Here is a 19,381-nt window from a genome sequence, read left to right as displayed (position 1 = left end):
TGGGGGGCGAATTGTAGTGGCAAGCGGCGAAGCCCTCCAGGCGTCAGCGACCCACGTGCCCGAACGCCGCCTGAGCGAAGCTTGCCCGCTCGGCCGGGGTTTCGCTGCGGCCTTCCTCCGCCAGCCGCCGCAAGTGCGCCTCGATCGTCTCGGTGCGGTGGGCCAGGCCGCAGTTGTTGGCGATCTGGATGTTCAGGCCCGGACGGGCATTGAGCTCGAGGATCAGCGGGCCCTTGTCCTGGTCGAGCACCATGTCCACGCCGATGTAGCCTAGCCCGCACAATTCGTAGCAGCCCGCCGCGAGCTTCATGAAGCCGTCCCAGTACGGCAGTTGTACGTCCTGCACGTCATTGGTCGTATCCGGGTGCTTCTGGATGATGTTGTTCAGCCAGGTGCCCTGCAGGGTGATGCCGGTCGCCAGGTCCACGCCCACGCCGATGGCGCCCTGGTGCAGGTTCGCCTTGCCGCTCGACTGGCGCGTGGGCAGGCGCACCATCGCCATCACCGGATAGCCCATCAGCACGATGATGCGGATGTCCGGCACGCCTTCATAGCTGATGCTCTTGAAGATCGGGTCGGGCGTGACGCGGTATTCGATCAGCGCCCGATCACGGTGGCCCCCCAGGGAATACAGACCGGTCAGGATGCTGGAAATCTGGTATTCAATCTCCGCCCGGCTGACGATCTTGCCGGACACCGTGCGAAAACGATGTTCGAAGCGGTCGCTGATCACCAGGATGCCGTCGCCGCCGGCCCCCTGGGCCGGCTTGATGACGAAGTCGGCGCGCTCGCCGATGATGCGGTCCAGCTGCTCGATTTCCTTTTCGGTGGAGATGACCCCGTACAGTTCCGGCACCTGGATGCCCGCGGCAATGGCGCGCTCCTTGGTGATGATCTTGTCATCCACTACCGGATAGAGTCGCCGATCGTTGTACTTGAGCACGTAGTCGGCGTTGCGACGGTTGATGCCCATGATTCCCTGGGCCCTCAGGGCTTTCCAGGTCTTGATCAAGCCGAGCATCAGGCGCCTTTCTCCTGTTCCTTGACGAATGCCTTGAAGCGCAGCAGTTCGGTAAGGCGATAGCCGCGGTAGCGGCCCATGGCAAGCATGAAGGCCACCAATATGAAAAGCACGGCGGGGAAGGTGAAGACGAAGTACACCAGTTCCGGAACGGTCATCAGAATGTGTGCCAGGGAAGCGGCGAACAGAGTGCCGACCGCGACCTTCATGGCGTGGCCGCCACCGCGCTCTTCCCAGCTGATGGACAGCCGTTCGATGGTCATGGTCAGGATCACCATGGGGAACAGGGCTACTGAAAGCCCGCGCTCCAGGCCCAGCTTGTGACTGAGCAGGCTGATGGCGGCGATCAGCACCACCACGAAGGTGAGCACGACCGATAGCCGTGGCAGCATCTGCAGCTTCAGGTGCTCCAGGTAGGAGCGCAGCGACAAGCCCAGCGCGGTGATGAGGGTAAAGAGGACGATACCGTAGCCCAGCTGGGTTTCGCGGAACGCCAGGGCGATCAATACGGGCGTGAAGGTGCCGAGGGTCTGCAGGCCGATCAGGTTGCGCAGGATCAGGATCACCAGCACCCCGATCGGAATCATCACCATGACCATGAAGGTCTGCTGGGTTTGCAGGGGCAGGCCGTACAACGAATAGGCGAGGAAGTCCGCATCGGTGTTCTCGTCCGTCAGCTTGGCCAGGCGGATGGCGTTCATCTCGCTGTTGTTGAGGGTGAAGGTGACATTGATCTTCTTGCCGCCTTCGAGGGTGATCAGCGGCTCATCCCCGGTCCACCACAGCAGGCGGTCGGTCGGCAGGCCCTGCTCGCCGGTGTCGGGGTTGAAGTAAAGCCACTTGGTGCCGTTGAAGCTGCGCAACCAAAGCTCGGGCATCTGTGGCTGATCGGCCTCCAGGCGAAGGGTATGGGCCAGTTCCATGGGCACGTGGGCGATGGAAAGCAGCAGGTCCACTACCCGAGCCTTGTGCGGCGAGGAGGTGTCGCCCCCCAGGAGCAGCTTGACGTTGTCGTCGCCAAGGTTGTTGACCCGCTTGATGGTTTCGCTGATGAAGGTTTCCACGTCGGCCGAATGACGCCGGATGGGCGCAAGCAAGGCTTCGGCGGCGATCTTCTCCGGCCCTTCGAGCACCAGGCTGTCGCGGAATGTCGGGCCCTTGGGCTTGGGCTTGTCGTTGCTGTAGCGCTTGGTCAATACCAGGCGGTAGTACAGCGTCTGGTTGCCCGAGGCGCGGCGCGACGACCAGGTGACCTTGCGGTTGCCGTCGATGCGGTTGACGCTCACGCCGTAGTTGTTGGAAATGAAGCTCTCGTTGAGGCTGACATAATCGCTGGTCAGTGGCGGCACGAACATCTGCACCTTCACCGGGGTTTTCGGCGTGGGCACGAACTCGATCTTGGCGTCGATGTTCCAGAGGTCGTCGGTTTCGTCTTCGGTTACCGGAATGCCTAGCGCGAAGATCTGGTAGCCCGTGATACCGCCCCCCAGCAGTACGAGGGTCAGGATCAGCAACTTCAGGTGAAGGGTGAGGGAACGCATTCAGGCTACTCGGCGTTGGAAGCTTGGAGGCCGCAGGCAGGTTTGCCGGCGGTGTATTTCAGGGCAGGGTCCACCAGCGCATCGAACCGCTTCAAGGCCTCGGAGCCTACCAGCAGGGGATACTGAAAGGCACTGCGGTCGGTGAGGTTGACCTCGATGCGCCGACGCGCCTTACCCAGGCACACGTTCAAGGCTATCACCGGGCGGGCCGTGTAGCGCTCACCTGCTTCCGGATCATAGTCGCCGGCGCGGCGCTTGATCCGGCTGATCCGCTCCAGCGGGCGCTCGATGGGATGCTGGTGCGCCTCGTCGATAGCCAGATAGAAGCGCACCCAGGACTCTCCGTCGCGCTTGAAGCGCTTGATGTCCCGTGCGCTGAGCGAGGCAGTGATGGCGCCGGTATCCAGCTTGGCGGCGACTTCGAGGTCGAGCTCATCGAGCCGGGCGTATTCGTTCAGCCCGTAGACAGTCTTTTCGGCGGCCAGGCCCAGGCCGGGAACCAGCAGCAGGCCGAGCAGGGAAGGAAGGCTAGGTGTTCGCATGGGACCTGGGCTATGGCGGAAAGACGGAAGCGACATGGCCGCGGGAGCCAGAAAAGCGGCGCATTCTACCATGGTGGTTCGATGGCGCCAGCGCAAGCAGCTTGCCACTATGCGGCGAATCGTCAGGGATACTACCCGAACTGTCGACAATTATATTGACTGGGCAGGCGTAAGCCGGGTAGAACGTAGCCATAACGCCAAGAGTGTCGACAATATGCAAGAGGCCGCCTCGCTGCTTGAGCTTGATTCTGAAACCATCGCCGAGTCGGTTTTCCGCCGTATACAAGGGGCCATCGTGCGCGGCGAAATTGCCCCAGGCAGCAAGATCTCCGAGCCTGAACTGGCCCGTACCTATGGGGTAAGCCGAGGCCCGCTGCGCGAAGCCATTCATCGGCTGGAAGGGCAGCGCCTGCTGGTGCGGGTGCCTCATGTGGGCGCGCGGGTAGTATCCCTGAGCCAGGCGGAACTGATCGAGCTGTACGACATCCGCGAATCCCTCGAAGGCATGGCCTGCCGCCTCGCCGCGACACGCATGAGCGTTGCCGAGGTGGATGAACTGAGGCGCGTACTGGACACCCATGAGCGCGACCCAGGGTTCCAGGCCGGGGTGGGCTATTACCAGCAGGAAGGCGACTTCGACTTTCACTATCGGATCATCCAGGGCAGCGGTAACCGAACCCTGGCCCAACTGCTGTGCGGCGAGTTGTACCAGCTGGTGCGCATGTACCGTATCCGCTTCTCCACCACGCCCAACCGGCCGCGACATGCCTTCGCTGAACATCATCGGATTCTCGACGCCATCGCCGAGCGGGATGGCGAACTGGCCGAGCTGCTCATGCGCCGGCACATCGCCGGTTCCCGCCGCAATGTCGAGCGCCAACTCGCCCAAGCGGGCTGCGAACAATTCCAAAGAGGTGACTCATGACCGTGCATACCACTCCCGGCCAGCGCTTTCGCGATGCCGTCGCCAACGAGCGGCCCTTGCAGGTGGTTGGCGCCATCAATGCCAATCACGCGCTCCTGGCCCAGCGCGCCGGGTTCAAGGCCATCTACCTGTCCGGAGGCGGCGTGGCGGCGGGCTCCCTGGGCCTGCCTGACCTTGGCATCAGCAACCTGGACGACGTCCTGACCGATGTACGTCGCATCACGGACGTGTGCGACCTGCCGTTGCTGGTGGACGTGGATACCGGCTTCGGTGCCTCGGCTTTCAACGTCGCCCGCACCGTCCGCTCGATGATCAAGTTCGGCGCGGCCGCCATCCACATCGAAGACCAGGTCGGCGCAAAGCGTTGTGGGCATAGGCCAAACAAGGAAATCGTCTCCCTGGCTGAGATGGTCGACCGGATCAAGGCCGCGGTAGATGCCCGTACCGACCCCAGCTTCGTGATCATGGCGCGCACCGATGCCCTGGCAGTGGAAGGTCTGGAGGCGGCCCTGGAGCGGGCCCAGGCCTGTGTCGAGGCCGGCGCGGACATGGTGTTCCCCGAAGCCATTACCGAACTGGGCATGTACAAGACCTTTGCCGATCGGGTGCGAGCTCCCATTCTGGCCAATATCACCGAATTCGGCGCCACGCCGCTGTTCAGTACTGATGAACTCGGCAGCGTGGACGTTTCCCTGGTGTTGTATCCGCTGTCGGCCTTCCGGGCGATGAACAGGGCCGCGGAAAACGTCTACACCGCCATACGCCGGGACGGTACTCAGAAGAATGTGGTGGACAGCATGCAGACCCGCATGGAGCTGTATGACGCCATCGGCTACCACGATTACGAGCAGCGGCTCGATGCGCTTTTCGCACGCCAGCGCTGAGCCTGCTGGCCTATCTCAGAATAATTTCAAGAAGGAGAGAACCTCATGGCAGAAGCAAAGATACTCAGCGGCGCGGGATTGCGGGGCCAGGTCGCGGGGCAGACGGCCCTGTCCACCGTGGGCCAGGCCGGCGCCGGGCTTACCTACCGCGGCTATGACGTGCGCGAGCTGGCAGCCCATGCCGGGTTCGAGGAGGTCGCCTACCTGCTGCTCGAAGGCGAGCTACCCAACCGGGAACAGTTGGTGGTCTACCAGCAGCGGCTGGCGGGCATGCGCGACCTGCCCCAGCCGCTGAAGGACGTGCTCGAGCGCCTGCCGGCCAGTACTCACCCGATGGATGTGATGCGCACCGGGGCCTCCGTGCTGGGCACCCTGGAACCGGAACAGGATTTCGGCCAGCAGCGCCAGGTGACCGAGCGTTTGCTGGCTACCTTCCCGGCGATCATGTGCTACTGGTACCACTTCGCCCATGGCGGCAAGCGTATCGCCTGTACCAGTGATGAGCCCACCCTGGGCGGTCACTTCCTGCACCTGCTGCACGGCAAGGCGCCCAGTGAATTGCATCGCAAGGTCATGGACGTCTCGCTGATTCTCTACGCCGAACATGAGTTCAACGCCTCGACCTTTACCGCCCGGGTATGCGCCTCGACCCTGTCGGACCTGTATTCCTGCGTGACGGCGGCTATCGGCGCCTTGCGCGGGCCCCTGCACGGCGGCGCCAACGAGGCGGCCATGGCGATGATCGAGCGCTTCGACTCCCCCGACGTCGCCATGGCCGGGACCCTGGAGATGCTGGCGCGCAAGGACAAGATCATGGGCTTCGGTCATGCCATCTACAAAGAGTCCGATCCGCGCAACGAGGTGATCAAGCAGTGGTCGCGCAAGCTGGCCGATGAGGTGGGCGACCAAGTGCTTTACCCGGTGTCCGAAGCTATCGATAAGGTGATGTGGGAACAGAAGAAGCTCTTCCCCAACGCCGATTTCTATCACGCTTCGGCCTATCACTTCATGGGCATTCCCACGCCGCTGTTCACGCCCATCTTCGTCTGTTCGCGGGTGACCGGCTGGGCGGCCCATGTGTTCGAGCAGCGCGCCAACAACCGCATCATCCGCCCCAGCGCCGAATATATCGGCGTGGAAGAGCGCGCCTACATCCCTCTGGAACAGCGCTGACCGCAAGGAAGGGCCTGGCCCTTCCTTGGCCCCTGACCGTGATCGAGCCCGAGCCGCCATGAATACGAACCACCGCAAGCCCCTTCCCGGCACCGACCTGGATTATTACGACGCCCGCGCGGCCGTGGAGGCCATCGAGCCTGGCGCTTATGCACGCCTGCCGTACACTTCTCGGGTACTGGCGGAAAACCTGGTCCGCCGCTGCGACCCGGCCATGTTGCGGCCTTCCCTGGAGCAGTTGATCGAGCGCAAGCGCGACCTGGACTTCCCCTGGTTTCCCGCCCGAGTGGTCTGTCATGACATCCTCGGGCAAACGGCCCTGGTGGACCTGGCTGGCCTGCGCGACGCCATCGCCGAGCGCGGCGGCGACCCGGCCAAGGTGAACCCGGTGGTGCCCACCCAATTGATCGTCGATCATTCACTGGCGGTGGAATGCGGAGGCTACGACCCGGACGCCTTCGCCAAGAACCGCGCCATCGAAGATCGCCGGAACGAGGACCGCTTCCATTTCATCGACTGGACCAAGCGTGCGTTCAAGAATGTGGACGTCATCCCGCCGGGCAATGGCATCCTGCATCAGATCAACCTGGAGCGGATGTCGCCAGTGATCCAGGCAAGCGATGGAGTCGCGTTCCCGGATACCCTCGTAGGCACGGATTCGCACACGCCAATGGTGGATGCGCTTGGCGTGATCGCCATTGGCGTAGGTGGCCTGGAAGCGGAGAGCGTGATGCTGGGGCGAGCGTCCTGGATGCGCCTGCCGGAAATCGTTGGCGTCGAGCTCAGTGGCCGGCCGGGGCCGGGGATCACCGCTACCGACGTAGTCCTGAGCCTGACCGAATTCCTGCGCCAGCAAAAGGTGGTCGGCGCCTACCTGGAGTTCCATGGCGCCGGCGCGCGCAACCTGACCCTGGGCGACCGTGCCACCATCGCCAACATGGCACCTGAATACGGCGCCACTGCCGCCATGTTCGCCATCGACGAGCAGACCATCAGCTACCTGCGCCTGACCGGCCGGGAAGATGAGCAGGTTCGCCTGGTGGAAACCTATGCCCGTACCGCGGGACTCTGGGCCGATGACCTGGACAGCGCCGAATACGAGCGCGTGCTGCACTTTAACCTGGATTCGGTGGTGCGCACCCTGGCCGGGCCGTCCAACCCCCACCGCCGCCTGCCCGTCAGTGAACTGGCCAGCCAAGGCGTGGCTGGCGTCGTGGAAAACACGCCTGGCCAGTTGCCCGATGGCGCTGTGATCATTGCCGCCATCACCAGCTGTACCAATACCAACAACCCTCGCAACATGATCGCCGCTGGCCTGCTGGCCCGTAACGCCAACCGCCTGGGGCTGCGGCGCAAGCCCTGGGTCAAGACCTCCCTGGCGCCGGGGTCCAGGACGGTGGCGCTTTATCTGGAGGAAGGCGGGCTGTTGCCGGAGCTGGAACAGTTGGGCTTCGGAGTGGTGGCCTTCGCCTGCACCACCTGCAACGGCATGTCCGGTGCCCTGGATCCGGTGATCCAGCAGGAAATCATCGAGCGCGACCTGTATGCCACCGCCGTGCTGTCGGGCAACCGTAACTTCGACGGGCGCATTCACCCCTATGCTCGCCAAGCCTTCCTGGCATCGCCGCCTCTGGTGGTGGCCTACGCCATCGCCGGGACCATCCGCTTCGATATCGAGAAGGACATACTCGGATACGCGGCTGATGGCACCGCCATCCGGCTCAAGGATATCTGGCCCGGCGACGAAGAGATCGACGCCGTGGTGCAGGCGTCGGTCAAGCCGGAGCAGTTCCGCCGCGTCTATATCCCCATGTTCGCCGCCCAGCCGGGCAGCGCCGAAAGTGTCAGTCCGCTCTACCCGTGGCGGCCAGCCAGTACCTATATTCGCCGACCACCCTATTGGGAAGGTGCCCTGGCCGGTGAGCGCGGCCTTGCCGGCATGCGGCCGCTGGCGATCCTGGGCGATAACATCACCACGGATCACCTGTCGCCTTCCAACGCCATCCTGGCGGACTCGGCGGCCGGCGAATACCTGGCGCGCATGGGCTTGCCCGAAGAAGACTTCAACTCCTACGCGACCCACCGAGGCGATCATCTTACGGCCCAGCGGGCCACCTTCGCCAACCCCAAGCTGTTCAACGAGATGGTCCTGGACGCGACCGGCCAGTTGCGGCAAGGCTCGTTGGCGCGGGTAGAGCCTGAGGGGCGGGTGATGCGCATGTGGGAAGCCATTGAAACCTATATGCAGCGCAAGCAGCCGCTGATCATCATCGCCGGTGCCGACTATGGCCAGGGCTCGTCCCGGGACTGGGCGGCCAAGGGCGTGCGCCTGGCCGGTGTCGAGGTCATAGTCGCCGAAGGGTTCGAACGCATCCACCGTACCAACCTCATCGGCATGGGCGTATTACCGCTGGAGTTCCTCCGGGGTACAGACCGCAAAACCCTGGCGCTGGACGGTACTGAAACCTACGACGTGACCGGCGAGCGTACCCCACGGTCCATGCTGACCCTGGTCATCCACCGCCGTGATGGCGAGCGGCTGGAAGTGCCCGTGACCTGTCGCCTGGACACCGCCGAGGAAGTATCCATCTATGAAGCCGGTGGCGTACTGCAGCGCTTCGCCGACGATTTTCTCGATTCCAAGATCGCAGCCGCTTGAGGACACAGTCATGGCTCATCCAGGGCAACTCCGTATTCCTGCGACCTACATGCGTGGCGGCACCAGCAAAGGGGTGTTCTTTCGCCTGGAGGACCTGCCGCTGGCGGCCCAGGTGCCTGGCCCAGCCCGAGACGCCTTGCTGTTGCGGGTGATCGGCAGCCCCGACCCCTATGGAAAGCACACCGATGGCATGGGCGGCGCCACTTCCAGCACCAGCAAGGTCGTGATCCTGGCGCCCAGCAGTCGCCCTGACCACGACGTGGACTACCTGTTTGGCCAGGTGTCCATCGACGCTCCCTTCGTGGATTGGAGCGGCAACTGCGGCAACCTCTCCGCGGCCGTTGGTGCCTTCGCCATCAGCAGCGGCCTGGTTTCGACCGCGCGGGTACCTCGGGACGGTACTGCCGTGGTGCGGGTATGGCAGGCCAACATCGCCAAGACGATCATCAGTCACGTGCCCATGACCGCCGGCGCGGTACAGGAAACCGGTGACTTCGAACTCGACGGCGTGACCTTTCCCGCGGCCGAAGTGCGCCTGGAATTTCTTGACCCGGCAGACGAAGGGGAGGGGGAAGGCGGTGCCATGTTCCCCACCGGCCAACTGATCGACGAACTGGAGGTGCCTGGCGAAGGCAGCTTCAAGGCCACGTTGATCAACGCGGGTATCCCGACGATCTTCCTCGATGCCGCTGACCTGGGATATACCGGCACCGAGCTGCAGGAAGCGATCAATGGCGACCCGGCCGCCCTGGCGCGCTTCGAACGCATCCGCACCGCCGGCGCGCTGCGCATGGGCCTGATCCGCGAGGCGGCAGAGGCGGCGACCCGGCAGCATACCCCCAAGGTCGCGTTCGTGGCGCCGCCAGCCGCCTATACCGCGTCGAGCGGCAAGGCGATCGCCGCGACGGAGGTGGACCTGCTCGTACGCGCCCTGTCCATGGGCAAGCTGCACCACGCCATGATGGGTACCGCCGCGGTGGCCATCGCCACGGCTGCCGCGGTGCCGGGCACTCTGGTCAACCTGGCGGCCGGTGGCGGCGAGCGACAGTCGGTTCGCTTCGGCCATCCATCGGGTGTGTTGCGGGTCGGGGCCGAGGCACGCCAGGTGAACGGTGAATGGACAGTGACCCGGGCAATCATGAGTCGCAGCGCGCGGGTGTTGATGGAAGGATGGGTGAGGGTGCCGCCCATTGCCGGTCTGCCCGCCGGATAACTCCACGGCCAACTCCACGGCCACCCAGGCGGCGCTACTTGAAGCGCCGCTCCACGCCCATTTCCACCAGGATCTTGGCCGAGATCTCCTCTACTGAGAAATGGGTGGAATTGATGTGCGGGATGTTTTCCCGGCGGAACAGGTTTTCCACTTCCCGGACCTCGAACTCGCACTGCGCGAAGCTCGCATAGCGGCTGTTGGGCTTGCGCTCGTGGCGGATGGCGGTGAGCCGATCCGGGTCGATGGTCAGGCCGAACAGCTTGTGACTATGGGCACGCAAGGCGGCGGGCAGTTGCAGACGCTCCATGTCCTCTTCGGTGAGAGGGTAGTTGGCCGCGCGGATACCGAACTGCATCGCCATGTACAGGCACGTCGGCGTCTTGCCTGAGCGCGACACGCCTACCAGGATCAGGTCGGCCTTGTCGTAGTAATGGGTGCGCGCGCCGTCGTCGTTGTCCAGGGCGAAATTCACCGCTTCGATCCGGTCCATGTAGTTGGAGTTGCGCGCGATGGAATGGGATTTGCCGACCGAATAGGACGAATGTGAGCCCAGCTCCAGCTCCAGTGGGGCCAGGAACGTGGAAAAGATGTCGATCATGAAGCCATTGGACGTGGCCAGGATATCCCGGATGTCCTGGTTGACGATGGTGTCGAAGATGATCGGGCGTACCCCGTCGCGCTCGGCCGCGGCGTTGATCTGCTGCACCATGGCACGCGCTTTTTCCATGCTGTCGATATAGGGGCGCGTGAACTTGTTGAACGTTATGGTTTCGAATTGCGCGAGCAGACTCTGGCCGAGGGTTTCGGCCGTGATGCCGGTGCCGTCGGAAATGAAGAAAGCCGATCGTTTCATGTGCGCCCCGGGCCTTAGGCTTAAGGAAGGATCCTGAGATATGATAGGCCCGCTTCGCTGGCCGCCGAGTCTCGCATTCTCCTGCATTTCGAAGGCCTGAGCCACCCGTGCCCCCGGGGTCGCCGCCGCGCCCCGCCCTGAGCGTTCCAACCCTTTTGTGGAGAGATCACCTTGGTAGAGTACGTAGTTTCCCTCGATAAGCTCGGCGTCCACGATGTAGAGCACGTGGGGGGCAAAAACGCATCCCTGGGCGAGATGATCAGCAACCTCGCCGGTGCCGGTGTTTCGGTTCCGGGCGGCTTCGCCACTACGGCCCAGGCCTATCGGGACTTCCTCGAGCAGAGCGGCCTCAACGCGCAGATCCACGCCGCGCTGGATGCCCTGGACGTCGATGACGTGAACGCGCTGGCCCGTACCGGCGCCCAGATCCGCCAGTGGGTGATGGAGGCCGAATTCCCCGAAGCCCTGAATGCCCAGATCCGCGAACATTTCGCCCGACTCTCCGAGGGCAACCCGGACATCGCCGTGGCCGTGCGTTCCTCGGCCACTGCCGAAGACCTGCCCGATGCGTCCTTTGCCGGTCAGCAGGAGACCTTCCTGAACATCCGTGGCGTGGACAACGTGATCCGCGCCGCCAAGGAAGTGTTCGCCTCCCTGTTCAATGACCGCGCCATCGCCTATCGCGTTCACCAGGGTTTCGACCACAAGCTGGTGGCGCTGTCGGCGGGCGTGCAGCGCATGGTGCGCTCGGAAACGGGCACCGCCGGCGTAATGTTCACCCTGGATACCGAATCGGGCTTCCGCGACGTAGTGTTCATCACTGGTGCCTACGGCCTGGGCGAAACCGTTGTCCAGGGCGCGGTCAACCCGGACGAATTCTACGTCCACAAGGGCACTCTCGAAGCGGGGCGCCCGGCCATCCTGCGCCGTAACTTGGGGAGCAAGGCCATCAAGATGGTCTATGGCGACGAAGCCAAGGCGGGTCGCTCGGTGAAGACAGTCGAGGTGGACAAGGCCGAGCGGGCCCGCTTCTGCCTTACCGATGCCGAGGTCAGCGAGCTGGCCAAGCAGGCGATGATCATCGAGAACCACTATGGCCGCCCCATGGACATCGAATGGGCCAAGGACGGTGACGATGGCAAGCTGTACATCGTGCAGGCGCGTCCGGAAACGGTGAAAAGCCGCGCCAGCGCCAACGTGATGGAGCGCTACCTGCTCAAGGAAAAGGGCACGGTACTGGTCGAAGGCCGGGCCATCGGCCAGCGCATCGGCGCGGGCAAGGTGCGCATCATCCGCGACGTCAGCGAGATGGACCGCGTACAGCCTGGCGACGTATTGGTGTCGGACATGACCGATCCGGACTGGGAGCCGGTGATGAAGCGCGCCAGCGCTATCGTCACCAACCGTGGCGGGCGTACCTGCCATGCGGCGATCATCGCCCGTGAGCTCGGCATCCCGGCGGTCGTCGGCTGCGGCAACGCGACCCAGCTGCTCAAGGACGGCCAGGGCGTGACCGTGTCCTGCGCCGAAGGGGACACGGGTTACATCTTCGAAGGCGAGCTGGGCTTCGATGTGAAGCAGAACTCCGTGGACGCCATGCCCGAGCTTCCCTTCAAGATCATGATGAACGTGGGCAACCCGGACCGCGCCTTCGACTTTGCCCAGCTGCCCAATGCCGGCGTGGGCCTGGCCCGCCTGGAATTCATCATCAACCGCATGATCGGCGTACACCCCAAGGCCCTGCTCAACTATGCCGATCTGCCGGCCGAGCTCAAGGAAAGCGTGGACAAGCGCATCGCCGGCTATGATGATCCGGTCGGCTTCTACGTGGAGAAACTGGTCGAGGGCATCAGTACCCTGGCAGCGGCCTTCTACCCCAAGAAAGTCATCGTGCGCCTGTCGGACTTCAAGTCCAACGAATATGCCAACCTCATCGGCGGCAAGCTGTACGAGCCGGAGGAAGAGAACCCGATGCTGGGCTTCCGCGGCGCCTCGCGCTATATCAGCGAATCCTTCCGAGACTGTTTCGAGCTCGAGTGCCGTGCCCTCAAGCGGGTGCGCGAGGACATGGGTCTGGACAACGTCGAGATCATGGTGCCCTTCGTGCGCACCCTGGGCGAAGCCAGCCAGGTGGTGGACCTGCTCGCCAGCAATGGCCTCAAGCGCGGCGAGAACGGCCTGCGCGTGATCATGATGTGCGAGCTGCCGTCCAACGCGCTCCTGGCCGATGAGTTCCTGGAGTACTTCGATGGCTTCTCCATCGGTTCCAACGACCTGACCCAGCTTACCCTCGGGCTGGACCGGGACTCGGGCATCATCGCGCACCTGTTCGACGAGCGTAACCCCGCTGTCAAGAAGCTCCTGGCCAATGCCATCGCCGCCTGCAACAAGGCCGGCAAGTACATCGGCATTTGCGGCCAGGGCCCCTCGGACCACCCGGACCTGGCCAAGTGGCTGATGGAGCAGGGTATCGAGAGTGTCTCCCTGAACCCGGATTCCGTGCTGGAAACCTGGTTCTTCCTGGCCGAGACCGAGGCTTGAGGGGATAATCCCCGCCCCCCGGGCCCGTGGCCGGGGGGTGCCCCTTTCATTCAAAGCCTGGAATCATGCAAAGCAGCAGCCGTTTATTTCCTGTCGCATTGCTTCGCGCGGAGCGCTGCGGCGACCTCAGCGAAGACGTCTACCGTATCAAGGCCGGCAATAGCCCCGACCCCACCGTGGAGCTGGCCGTCACCCGGCTCGGCCTGGCCGATCGGACCCAGGATCAGGCCCGGCGTGGCGCGCCTGTGGTACTCCTGCATGGCAGCTTCTCCAATCGACGCTTCTGGTATTCGCCCAAGGGCGTAGGCCTGGGCGCTACCCTGGCACGCGCGGGTTTCGATGTGTGGATTCCCGAAATGCGCGGCCACGGGCTCTCGCCGCGCAACCAGCAGTACCGCCATAACGACGTGGCCGCCTACGCCCGTTACGACCTTCCAGTGATCAACGCTTTTGTCGCCGAGCTCAGCGGGCAGCGGCCGTACTGGCTCGGACACTCCCTGGGCGGCATCAGCCTGGCCGTCGCACTGGGCAGCGGTGCGCTGACCGCCGATAGCCTGGCTGGGCTGGCCCTGTTCGGCAGCCAGGTCAGCCGGGCGCCCTGGCCGTTGCGGGTTGCGCCCATGAACTGGGCAGCGCGGGGGGTGCTGCGTCGGCTCGGACATATTCCAGGCCCACGGCTCAAGCGTGGTCCTGAGGATGAACCGGCGGGAGTGGCATTGGAAATGCTCCGTTGGCATGGCTTGCGTCGACGGCTAGGGCGGGCCCGAGGCGACTGGCGTACTGGGCTGGCCCAGGCGCGCCTGCCACTGCTGGTGGTGGCCGGCGGCGGTGATCATCAGGATCCGCCCTGGGCTTGCGAACAGTTGTTCGAGCGCTTCGGCAGCGAGCACGGCCAGTTCCTGGTATTGGGGCAGGCCCAGGGGTTCAGCCAGGATTTCGGCCATGTGGACATGCTGGTCAGCAAGGCGGCCCAGAGCGAAGTGTGGCCGCTGGTCCAGCGCTGGCTGAGCGCGCCCGGTCGTGTCCTGCCCCAGGCGAGCCTGGGCGAGGGGCTGACGATGCCAGCGGAGCAGGTTAAGCTCTGAATCATCGGAAGAGGAGGGCCGCACGTGTTCATCAGCCTCGAGCGTCTGGTCAACCTGGATGAAGGCTACAAGCGTGCCTTCAGCGTGGCGGGGCGACAGCTGTTGCTGATCGTCGACCAGGGCCAGCACCTGCTGTTCGAAAACCGCTGCCCCCATCAGGGCGCGCCTCTGCACGACGGCACCCTGGCCAATGGGGTGCTGCGCTGCCGAAGACACGGCATCGAATTCGACGTGCACAGTGGCCGGCCCCGCCAGGGCCACTGTGGTTCACTGATCCGCTGGCCCGTGGCCTATGATGGGGACCGGCTGGGCCTCGATGTCTGACAAAGTGACGCTTCATCCACAACAGCCGCTTTCCGGAAAAAGGAGTTCATCATGCAGCACTACCTTACCCCCGACCTTTGCGACGCCTACCCTGAGCAGGTGCAGGTGCTCGAGCCGATGTTCAGCAATTTCGGCGGTCGTGATTCCTTTGGTGGGCAGATCGTCACCATCAAGTGCCATGAGGACAATTCCCTGGTCAAGGAGCAGCTGGATACCGACGGCACCGGCAAGGTGCTGGTGGTCGATGGCGGGGGGTCCCTGCGTCGGGCCTTGCTGGGCGACCAACTGGCCGAAAAGGCAGCGCGCAACGGCTGGGAAGGTGTGCTGGTATATGGCTGCATCCGTGATGTGGATGTCATCGCTCAGACCAACCTGGGTGTGCAAGCCCTGGCCACGCACCCGCTGAAAACCGAAAAGCGCGGCATTGGCGACCTGAATGTGCCAGTGACCTTCGCCGGCGTGACCTTGCGTCCCGGTGACTATCTGTACGCCGACAACAACGGCGTGCTGCTTTCCCACGTACCTTTGAGCATGCCTGAGTGACATTGGCTGAACGAACGCCGCTTCACCCGCCGCTGATGCTGGAAAACGACAATGCCGACTGGGGGCTGGTCCACGCCCTGGTTCTGGATGGCCAGGGCGGCGCCCGCGCTGTGGCCCGGGCCGACCTGGTCCACCTTCAACTGGCCGAGCATGAAAGCCTCTGGTTGCATTGGGATCGTGGCCAGGTGCGTACCCATGCCTGGCTCCGTGAAGAAAGCGGGCTGAACGCTTTCAGCTGCGACCTGTTGCTGGAAGAAAATACCCGTCCGCGGCTTGTGCCCCTGCCCAATGCCCGTTTTCTTCTCTTCCTGCGCGGGATCAATCTCAACCCCGGCGCCCAGCCCGAAGACATGGTGTCGGTGCGCATTTTCGCCGAGGAGCGCCGTGTCATCTCCTTGCGCCTGCGTTCGCTGCGCGCGACCGAGGACCTGGTCGCCCGCCTGGCCGCCGGCGAAGGGCCGCGCAACGCCGCCGACCTGGTGCTGTACCTGGCCGAGCGCCTGACCGAGCGCATCCAGGCGGTGGTCGACCAGCTGACCGAGACCCTGGATACCGAAGAAGAACGGGTCGACAGCGAGGATGGGTATGCCCCGGAGCATTCCAGCCTGTTGCACCTGCGTCGCCGCTCAGCGGGCCTGCGACGATTCCTCGCCCCCCAGCGGGACCTGTTCGCTCTGCTGGCGCGCAACTGTCCCGGCTGGTTTTCCAACGAGCACAGCCATTACTGGAACGAGTTGAACAACAGCCTTACCCGCTATCTCGAGGAGCTGGAACTGAACCGCGAACGGGTCGCGCTGTTGATCGAAGCCGAGCAGCGCCAGCTGAGCGAGCGCATGAACCGCACCATGTACCGCTTTGGCGTGGTCACGGGCATCTTCCTTCCGATCACTTTCATCACCGGGCTGCTGGGCATGAACGTGGGTGGTTTGCCCGGGGCCGACAACTCGGCGGGGTTCCTCATTACCTGCGGGGTCACCCTGGCCGTGGCGGTGGGGCAATGGCTGCTGTATCGGCAGCTGCGCTGGTTGTGAGTGCGGATGTGACCTGGTGTCGCGGGCTGTCGTCTTTGAGTCAATTTCGTGAGGTGATCATGCACGATCCATTCGAACAGTCCCTGCGGGACATGCTCAACGCCGCGCCGGCCGGGCGTGATGACGATGCCTGCCTGGACCGTGTCCTGAAGACCGCCAACCGCCAGGTAGGTGCTCAGGACCTGTTCGGCCTGATCGGCCGCTGTTTCCAGGCGGGCATGATCGCCGTAAGCAAGGGGGCGCCGCACCTGTCGCCGACGCCTCGCCCTACCCAGGCCGCGCAGCGCGCGGATAAGGCTGATTGAAAATGGAACTGGACCTGTGGACCCAAAGCCTGGTCACGGCGATGACCGCCTTGTGGACCAAAGTCGCTAACTTCATCCCCAATCTGTTCGGCGCGCTGGTTGTGGTCCTGCTGGGCTTCGTGGTGGCCAAGCTGCTTGATGCCCTGCTGTCGCGCCTGCTGGCCAAGCTCGGGCTGGATCGGCTCATGGCCGGCACCGGTCTGACCAAGCTGATGGGGCGGGCCGGTATCCGGGTGCCCATCTCCACGCTGGTGGGCAAGATCGTCTACTGGTTCGTGCTGTTGATCTTCCTGGTGTCCGCCGCCGAGTCCCTGGGGCTTCAGCGCGTCTCGGCGACCCTGGACGTGCTGGCGCTGTATCTGCCCAAGGTGTTCGGCGCCGTGCTGGTGTTGCTGGTGGGCGTACTGCTGGCGCAGCTGGTCAATGGCATCGTACGCGGCGCCGCCGAAGGGGTCGGCATCGAGTACGCCGGCGGCCTTGGACGAGTAGCCCAGTGGCTGGTCATCGTCATCTCCATTTCCGTGGCCATCAGCCAGCTGGAGATCAAGACAGACTTGCTCAACCATGTGATCGTGATCGCCCTGATTACCGTTGGTCTGGCCGTGGCCCTGGCCATGGGCCTGGGCAGTCGGGACATCGCCGGCCAGATTCTGGCTGGCATCTATGTACGTGAGCTCTACCAGGTGGGCCAGCATGTGCAAGTCGGCGAGGTAGAGGGGTACATAGAAGAAATTGGCACCGTGAAGACGACGGTGATGACTGACGAGGGTGAGCTTGTTTCGCTGTCGAACCGGGTCCTGCTCGCGGAGAAGGTCAGTAGTCGCTAGGCGTGCATATTCTGGTAGTATGCCCGCCGCGAAAAAGCCAGCCCCATCGGGGCGCTGGCGGAACTGACCTGACCTGCGGCCCGAACCGTTGACTAAAGTGCAAACGCCTTCATTGCGATACGACCCACGAGCACTGTCCGATGAGGAACTGGTTGCCCGTTCGCATGAGGAGCTGTTTCATGTTACACGCGCTTACGAAGAGCTGATGCGCCGCTACCAGCGCACGCTGTTCAACGTATGTTCAAGGTATCTGGGGAACGATCGCGACGCCGATGATGTCTGTCAGGAAGTGATGCTCAAGGTGCTGTACGGCCTGAAGAACTTCGAGGGAAAGTCCAAGTTCAAGACGTGGCTATATAGCATTACCTACAATGAATGTATCACGCAGTATAGAAAGGAGAGGCGCAAGCGCAGGTTGATGGATGCGCTGAGCCTCGACCCGGTTGAGGAGGCTTCGGAGGAAAAGGCGCCGAAGCCTGAGGAGCGCGGCGGTCTTGACCGCTGGCTGGTGCATGTGAACCCGATCGACCGCGAAATCCTGGTATTGCGCTTTGTCGCCGAACTGGAATTTCAGGAGATCGCTGACATCATGCATATGGGTCTGAGCGCGACCAAAATGCGCTACAAACGCGCGCTTGACAAGCTGCGCGAGAAATTCGCCAACGTTCTGGAAACTTAACGTCTAGCGAATCTCTCTAACTGGCGTGCAAGTTCTGCTAGAATTGCCGCCGAGTTGTCCCACGCATTCCTGGTGGGATCGCTTAACAATCACCAGATGGGGATTTAACGGATGAAACTGAAAAACACCTTGGGCCTGGCCATTGGCTCTCTTGTTGCCGCAACCTCTTTCGGCGTATTGGCACAAGGCCAAGGCGCAGTCGAGGGTGAGCTGTTCACCAAGAAGTACTACACCGACAGTTCTCGCGACCTGGACGACGCCAACCTGTACGGCGGTTCGATCGGTTACTTCCTGACTGACGACGTCGAGCTGCGCCTGGGCTACGACGGCATCCACAACATTCGTTCGAACAACGGTACCGGCAACCAGAAAATCCACGGTGGCAACGCTGCCCTGGACGCCGTCTACCACTTCGGCACCCCAGGTGTAGGCCTGCGTCCGTACGTCTCCGCCGGTTTCTCGCATCAGAGCATCAGCAACGTGGAAGCCAACGGCCACAGCGGTCGTGACCACTCCACCTTCTTCAATGCTGGTGGCGGCGCCAAGTACTACTTCACCGAAAACGTCTACGCCCGTGCCGGCGTGGAAGCCATGTACAACATCGACCGCGGCGAAACCGAGTGGGCTCCGAGCGTTGGTGTTGGCGTGAACTTCGGTGGCGGTGCCAAGCAGCAGGAACAAGTAGCTGCCGCCCCCGCGCCGGTTGCCGACGTCTGCTCCGATGCCGACAACGATGGCGTTTGCGACAACGTCGACAAGTGCCCGAATACCCCTGCCAACACCACCGTTGACGCCGATGGCTGCCCAGCCGTTGCTGAAACCGTACGTGTTGAGCTGGACGTGAAGTTCGACTTCAACAAGTCGGTCGTCAAGCCTAACAGCTACGCTGACATCAAGAACCTCGCTGACTTCATGAAGCAGTACCCATCCACCACCACTACCGTTGAAGGTCACACCGACTCCGTCGGTACCGACGCTTACAACCAGAAGCTGTCCGAGCGCCGCGCCGCTGCCGTTCGTAACGTTCTGGTCAACCAGTACGGTGTTGAAGGTACCCGCGTGAACTCCGTTGGTTACGGTGAAAGCCGTCCGGTTGCTGACAACGCTACCGACGCTGGCCGTGCGATCAACCGTCGCGTAGAAGCCGAAGTTGAAGCCCAGGCCAAGTAATTGAGCTGAGCTTCACGAAAGCCCGGGCATTGCCCGGGCTTTTTTTGTTCAGGATTCGGGACATC

The 19,381-nt window shown here is 63.3% G+C and carries 18 protein-coding genes; 14 read left to right on the top strand and 4 right to left on the bottom strand.

What is annotated here, in order from left to right:
* Positions 1-43 precede the first annotated feature (43 nt).
* Genes BN1188_RS07280 through rloA form a run of 3 tightly spaced genes read right to left on the bottom strand, consistent with a single transcriptional unit; the run spans position 44 to position 3,104 of the window.
* A complete protein-coding gene (locus BN1188_RS07280; RefSeq protein ID WP_040260764.1) occupies positions 44-1,021 on the bottom strand; it encodes an alpha-L-glutamate ligase-like protein in 978 nt (325 codons plus the stop codon).
* Positions 1,021-2,562 carry an osmotic stress tolerance membrane protein RloB gene (rloB, locus tag BN1188_RS07275; RefSeq protein WP_040260763.1) on the bottom strand — a complete coding sequence of 514 codons (1,542 nt, stop codon included), beginning with the start codon at positions 2,560-2,562 and terminating at the stop codon, positions 1,021-1,023. Before rloB ends, BN1188_RS07280 begins: the two co-directional genes overlap by 1 nt.
* 5 nt (positions 2,563-2,567) lie before the next feature.
* Entirely contained in the window at positions 2,568-3,104 is a 537-nt protein-coding gene (gene rloA, locus BN1188_RS07270; RefSeq protein WP_040260762.1) for a retropepsin-like aspartic peptidase RloA, read from the bottom strand.
* Between the two features lie 214 nt (positions 3,105-3,318).
* Here rloA and BN1188_RS07265 point away from each other — a divergent pair, with 214 nt between their 5' ends.
* From BN1188_RS07265 to prpF, 5 genes are read left to right on the top strand one after another with little or no spacing between them, the layout of a single operon-like run.
* Positions 3,319-4,029 (top strand): GntR family transcriptional regulator, encoded by a 711-nt coding sequence (locus BN1188_RS07265; protein ID WP_040261397.1) that lies wholly within the window; start codon positions 3,319-3,321, stop codon positions 4,027-4,029.
* The gene (gene prpB / locus BN1188_RS07260) at positions 4,026-4,913 is read left to right on the top strand and encodes a methylisocitrate lyase (RefSeq protein WP_040260761.1); all 888 of its coding nucleotides are present in this window, start codon (positions 4,026-4,028) and stop codon (positions 4,911-4,913) included. The genes BN1188_RS07265 and prpB overlap by 4 nt, the downstream gene beginning before the upstream one ends.
* A 45-nt stretch (positions 4,914-4,958) precedes the next feature.
* Positions 4,959-6,086: a bifunctional 2-methylcitrate synthase/citrate synthase gene (prpC, locus tag BN1188_RS07255; protein WP_040260760.1), complete on the top strand. Its 1,128-nt coding sequence runs from the start codon at positions 4,959-4,961 to the stop codon at positions 6,084-6,086.
* A 58-nt stretch (positions 6,087-6,144) separates the two neighbouring features.
* Positions 6,145-8,745: a Fe/S-dependent 2-methylisocitrate dehydratase AcnD gene (acnD, locus tag BN1188_RS07250; protein WP_040260759.1), complete on the top strand. Its 2,601-nt coding sequence runs from the start codon at positions 6,145-6,147 to the stop codon at positions 8,743-8,745.
* A 10-nt stretch (positions 8,746-8,755) separates the two neighbouring features.
* Positions 8,756-9,958 (top strand): 2-methylaconitate cis-trans isomerase PrpF, encoded by a 1,203-nt coding sequence (prpF, locus tag BN1188_RS07245; RefSeq protein ID WP_040260758.1) that lies wholly within the window; start codon positions 8,756-8,758, stop codon positions 9,956-9,958.
* A gap of 34 nt (positions 9,959-9,992) precedes the next feature.
* On the opposite strand, the gene ppsR is transcribed toward prpF, so the two are convergent.
* Positions 9,993-10,811, bottom strand: a complete 819-nt coding sequence (gene ppsR / locus BN1188_RS07240) for a posphoenolpyruvate synthetase regulatory kinase/phosphorylase PpsR (protein WP_040260757.1) — start codon at positions 10,809-10,811, stop codon at positions 9,993-9,995.
* Between the two features lie 171 nt (positions 10,812-10,982).
* Between ppsR and ppsA the strand changes: the two genes are divergently transcribed.
* The 9 genes from ppsA to BN1188_RS07195 all read left to right on the top strand — a co-directional run bounded on the left by ppsA (position 10,983) and on the right by BN1188_RS07195 (position 19,316).
* Positions 10,983-13,352 carry a phosphoenolpyruvate synthase gene (gene ppsA, locus BN1188_RS07235; protein ID WP_040260756.1) on the top strand — a complete coding sequence of 790 codons (2,370 nt, stop codon included), beginning with the start codon at positions 10,983-10,985 and terminating at the stop codon, positions 13,350-13,352.
* 65 nt (positions 13,353-13,417) lie between these two features.
* A complete protein-coding gene (locus BN1188_RS07230) occupies positions 13,418-14,437 on the top strand; it encodes an alpha/beta fold hydrolase (RefSeq protein ID WP_052469194.1) in 1,020 nt (339 codons plus the stop codon).
* A gap of 24 nt (positions 14,438-14,461) precedes the next feature.
* A complete protein-coding gene (locus BN1188_RS07225) occupies positions 14,462-14,761 on the top strand; it encodes a Rieske (2Fe-2S) protein (protein ID WP_040260755.1) in 300 nt (99 codons plus the stop codon).
* Between the two features lie 51 nt (positions 14,762-14,812).
* Positions 14,813-15,304, top strand: a complete 492-nt coding sequence (gene rraA, locus BN1188_RS07220) for a ribonuclease E activity regulator RraA (RefSeq protein WP_040260754.1) — start codon at positions 14,813-14,815, stop codon at positions 15,302-15,304.
* A 35-nt stretch (positions 15,305-15,339) separates the two neighbouring features.
* Complete coding sequence (locus BN1188_RS07215) at positions 15,340-16,335, top strand: zinc transporter ZntB (protein ID WP_040261395.1); 996 nt, start codon at positions 15,340-15,342, stop codon at positions 16,333-16,335.
* A gap of 59 nt (positions 16,336-16,394) precedes the next feature.
* Positions 16,395-16,640: a hypothetical protein gene (locus BN1188_RS07210; protein WP_040260753.1), complete on the top strand. Its 246-nt coding sequence runs from the start codon at positions 16,395-16,397 to the stop codon at positions 16,638-16,640.
* A 2-nt stretch (positions 16,641-16,642) separates the two neighbouring features.
* Positions 16,643-17,467 (top strand): mechanosensitive ion channel family protein, encoded by an 825-nt coding sequence (locus BN1188_RS07205; protein ID WP_040260752.1) that lies wholly within the window; start codon positions 16,643-16,645, stop codon positions 17,465-17,467.
* Positions 17,468-17,579: 112 nt separating this feature from the next.
* Positions 17,580-18,146 (top strand): RNA polymerase sigma factor SigX, encoded by a 567-nt coding sequence (sigX, locus tag BN1188_RS07200; RefSeq protein WP_456300028.1) that lies wholly within the window; start codon positions 17,580-17,582, stop codon positions 18,144-18,146.
* Between the two features lie 111 nt (positions 18,147-18,257).
* The gene (locus BN1188_RS07195; protein ID WP_040260750.1) at positions 18,258-19,316 is read left to right on the top strand and encodes an OmpA family protein; all 1,059 of its coding nucleotides are present in this window, start codon (positions 18,258-18,260) and stop codon (positions 19,314-19,316) included.
* Positions 19,317-19,381: the final 65 nt, after the last annotated feature.

This window comes from Pseudomonas massiliensis (assembly GCF_000826105.1).
GTDB lineage: Bacteria > Pseudomonadota > Gammaproteobacteria > Pseudomonadales > Pseudomonadaceae > Aquipseudomonas > Aquipseudomonas massiliensis.
Note: the sequence above shows the minus strand (reverse complement) of the source record. Positions and strands in the feature narration are given on the sequence as shown.

Coding starts and splice junctions, on each gene's coding strand:
- BN1188_RS07280 (WP_040260764.1), bottom strand. CDS start 1,021: ATGCTCGGCTTGATCAAGACCTGGAAAGCCCTGAGGGCCCAGGGAATC.
- rloB (WP_040260763.1), bottom strand. CDS start 2,562: ATGCGTTCCCTCACCCTTCACCTGAAGTTGCTGATCCTGACCCTCGTA.
- rloA (WP_040260762.1), bottom strand. CDS start 3,104: ATGCGAACACCTAGCCTTCCTTCCCTGCTCGGCCTGCTGCTGGTTCCC.
- BN1188_RS07265 (WP_040261397.1), top strand. CDS start 3,319: ATGCAAGAGGCCGCCTCGCTGCTTGAGCTTGATTCTGAAACCATCGCC.
- prpB (WP_040260761.1), top strand. CDS start 4,026: ATGACCGTGCATACCACTCCCGGCCAGCGCTTTCGCGATGCCGTCGCC.
- prpC (WP_040260760.1), top strand. CDS start 4,959: ATGGCAGAAGCAAAGATACTCAGCGGCGCGGGATTGCGGGGCCAGGTC.
- acnD (WP_040260759.1), top strand. CDS start 6,145: ATGAATACGAACCACCGCAAGCCCCTTCCCGGCACCGACCTGGATTAT.
- prpF (WP_040260758.1), top strand. CDS start 8,756: ATGGCTCATCCAGGGCAACTCCGTATTCCTGCGACCTACATGCGTGGC.
- ppsR (WP_040260757.1), bottom strand. CDS start 10,811: ATGAAACGATCGGCTTTCTTCATTTCCGACGGCACCGGCATCACGGCC.
- BN1188_RS07230 (WP_052469194.1), top strand. CDS start 13,418: ATGCAAAGCAGCAGCCGTTTATTTCCTGTCGCATTGCTTCGCGCGGAG.
- rraA (WP_040260754.1), top strand. CDS start 14,813: ATGCAGCACTACCTTACCCCCGACCTTTGCGACGCCTACCCTGAGCAG.
- BN1188_RS07215 (WP_040261395.1), top strand. CDS start 15,340: ATGCTGGAAAACGACAATGCCGACTGGGGGCTGGTCCACGCCCTGGTT.
- BN1188_RS07210 (WP_040260753.1), top strand. CDS start 16,395: ATGCACGATCCATTCGAACAGTCCCTGCGGGACATGCTCAACGCCGCG.
- BN1188_RS07205 (WP_040260752.1), top strand. CDS start 16,643: ATGGAACTGGACCTGTGGACCCAAAGCCTGGTCACGGCGATGACCGCC.
- BN1188_RS07195 (WP_040260750.1), top strand. CDS start 18,258: ATGAAACTGAAAAACACCTTGGGCCTGGCCATTGGCTCTCTTGTTGCC.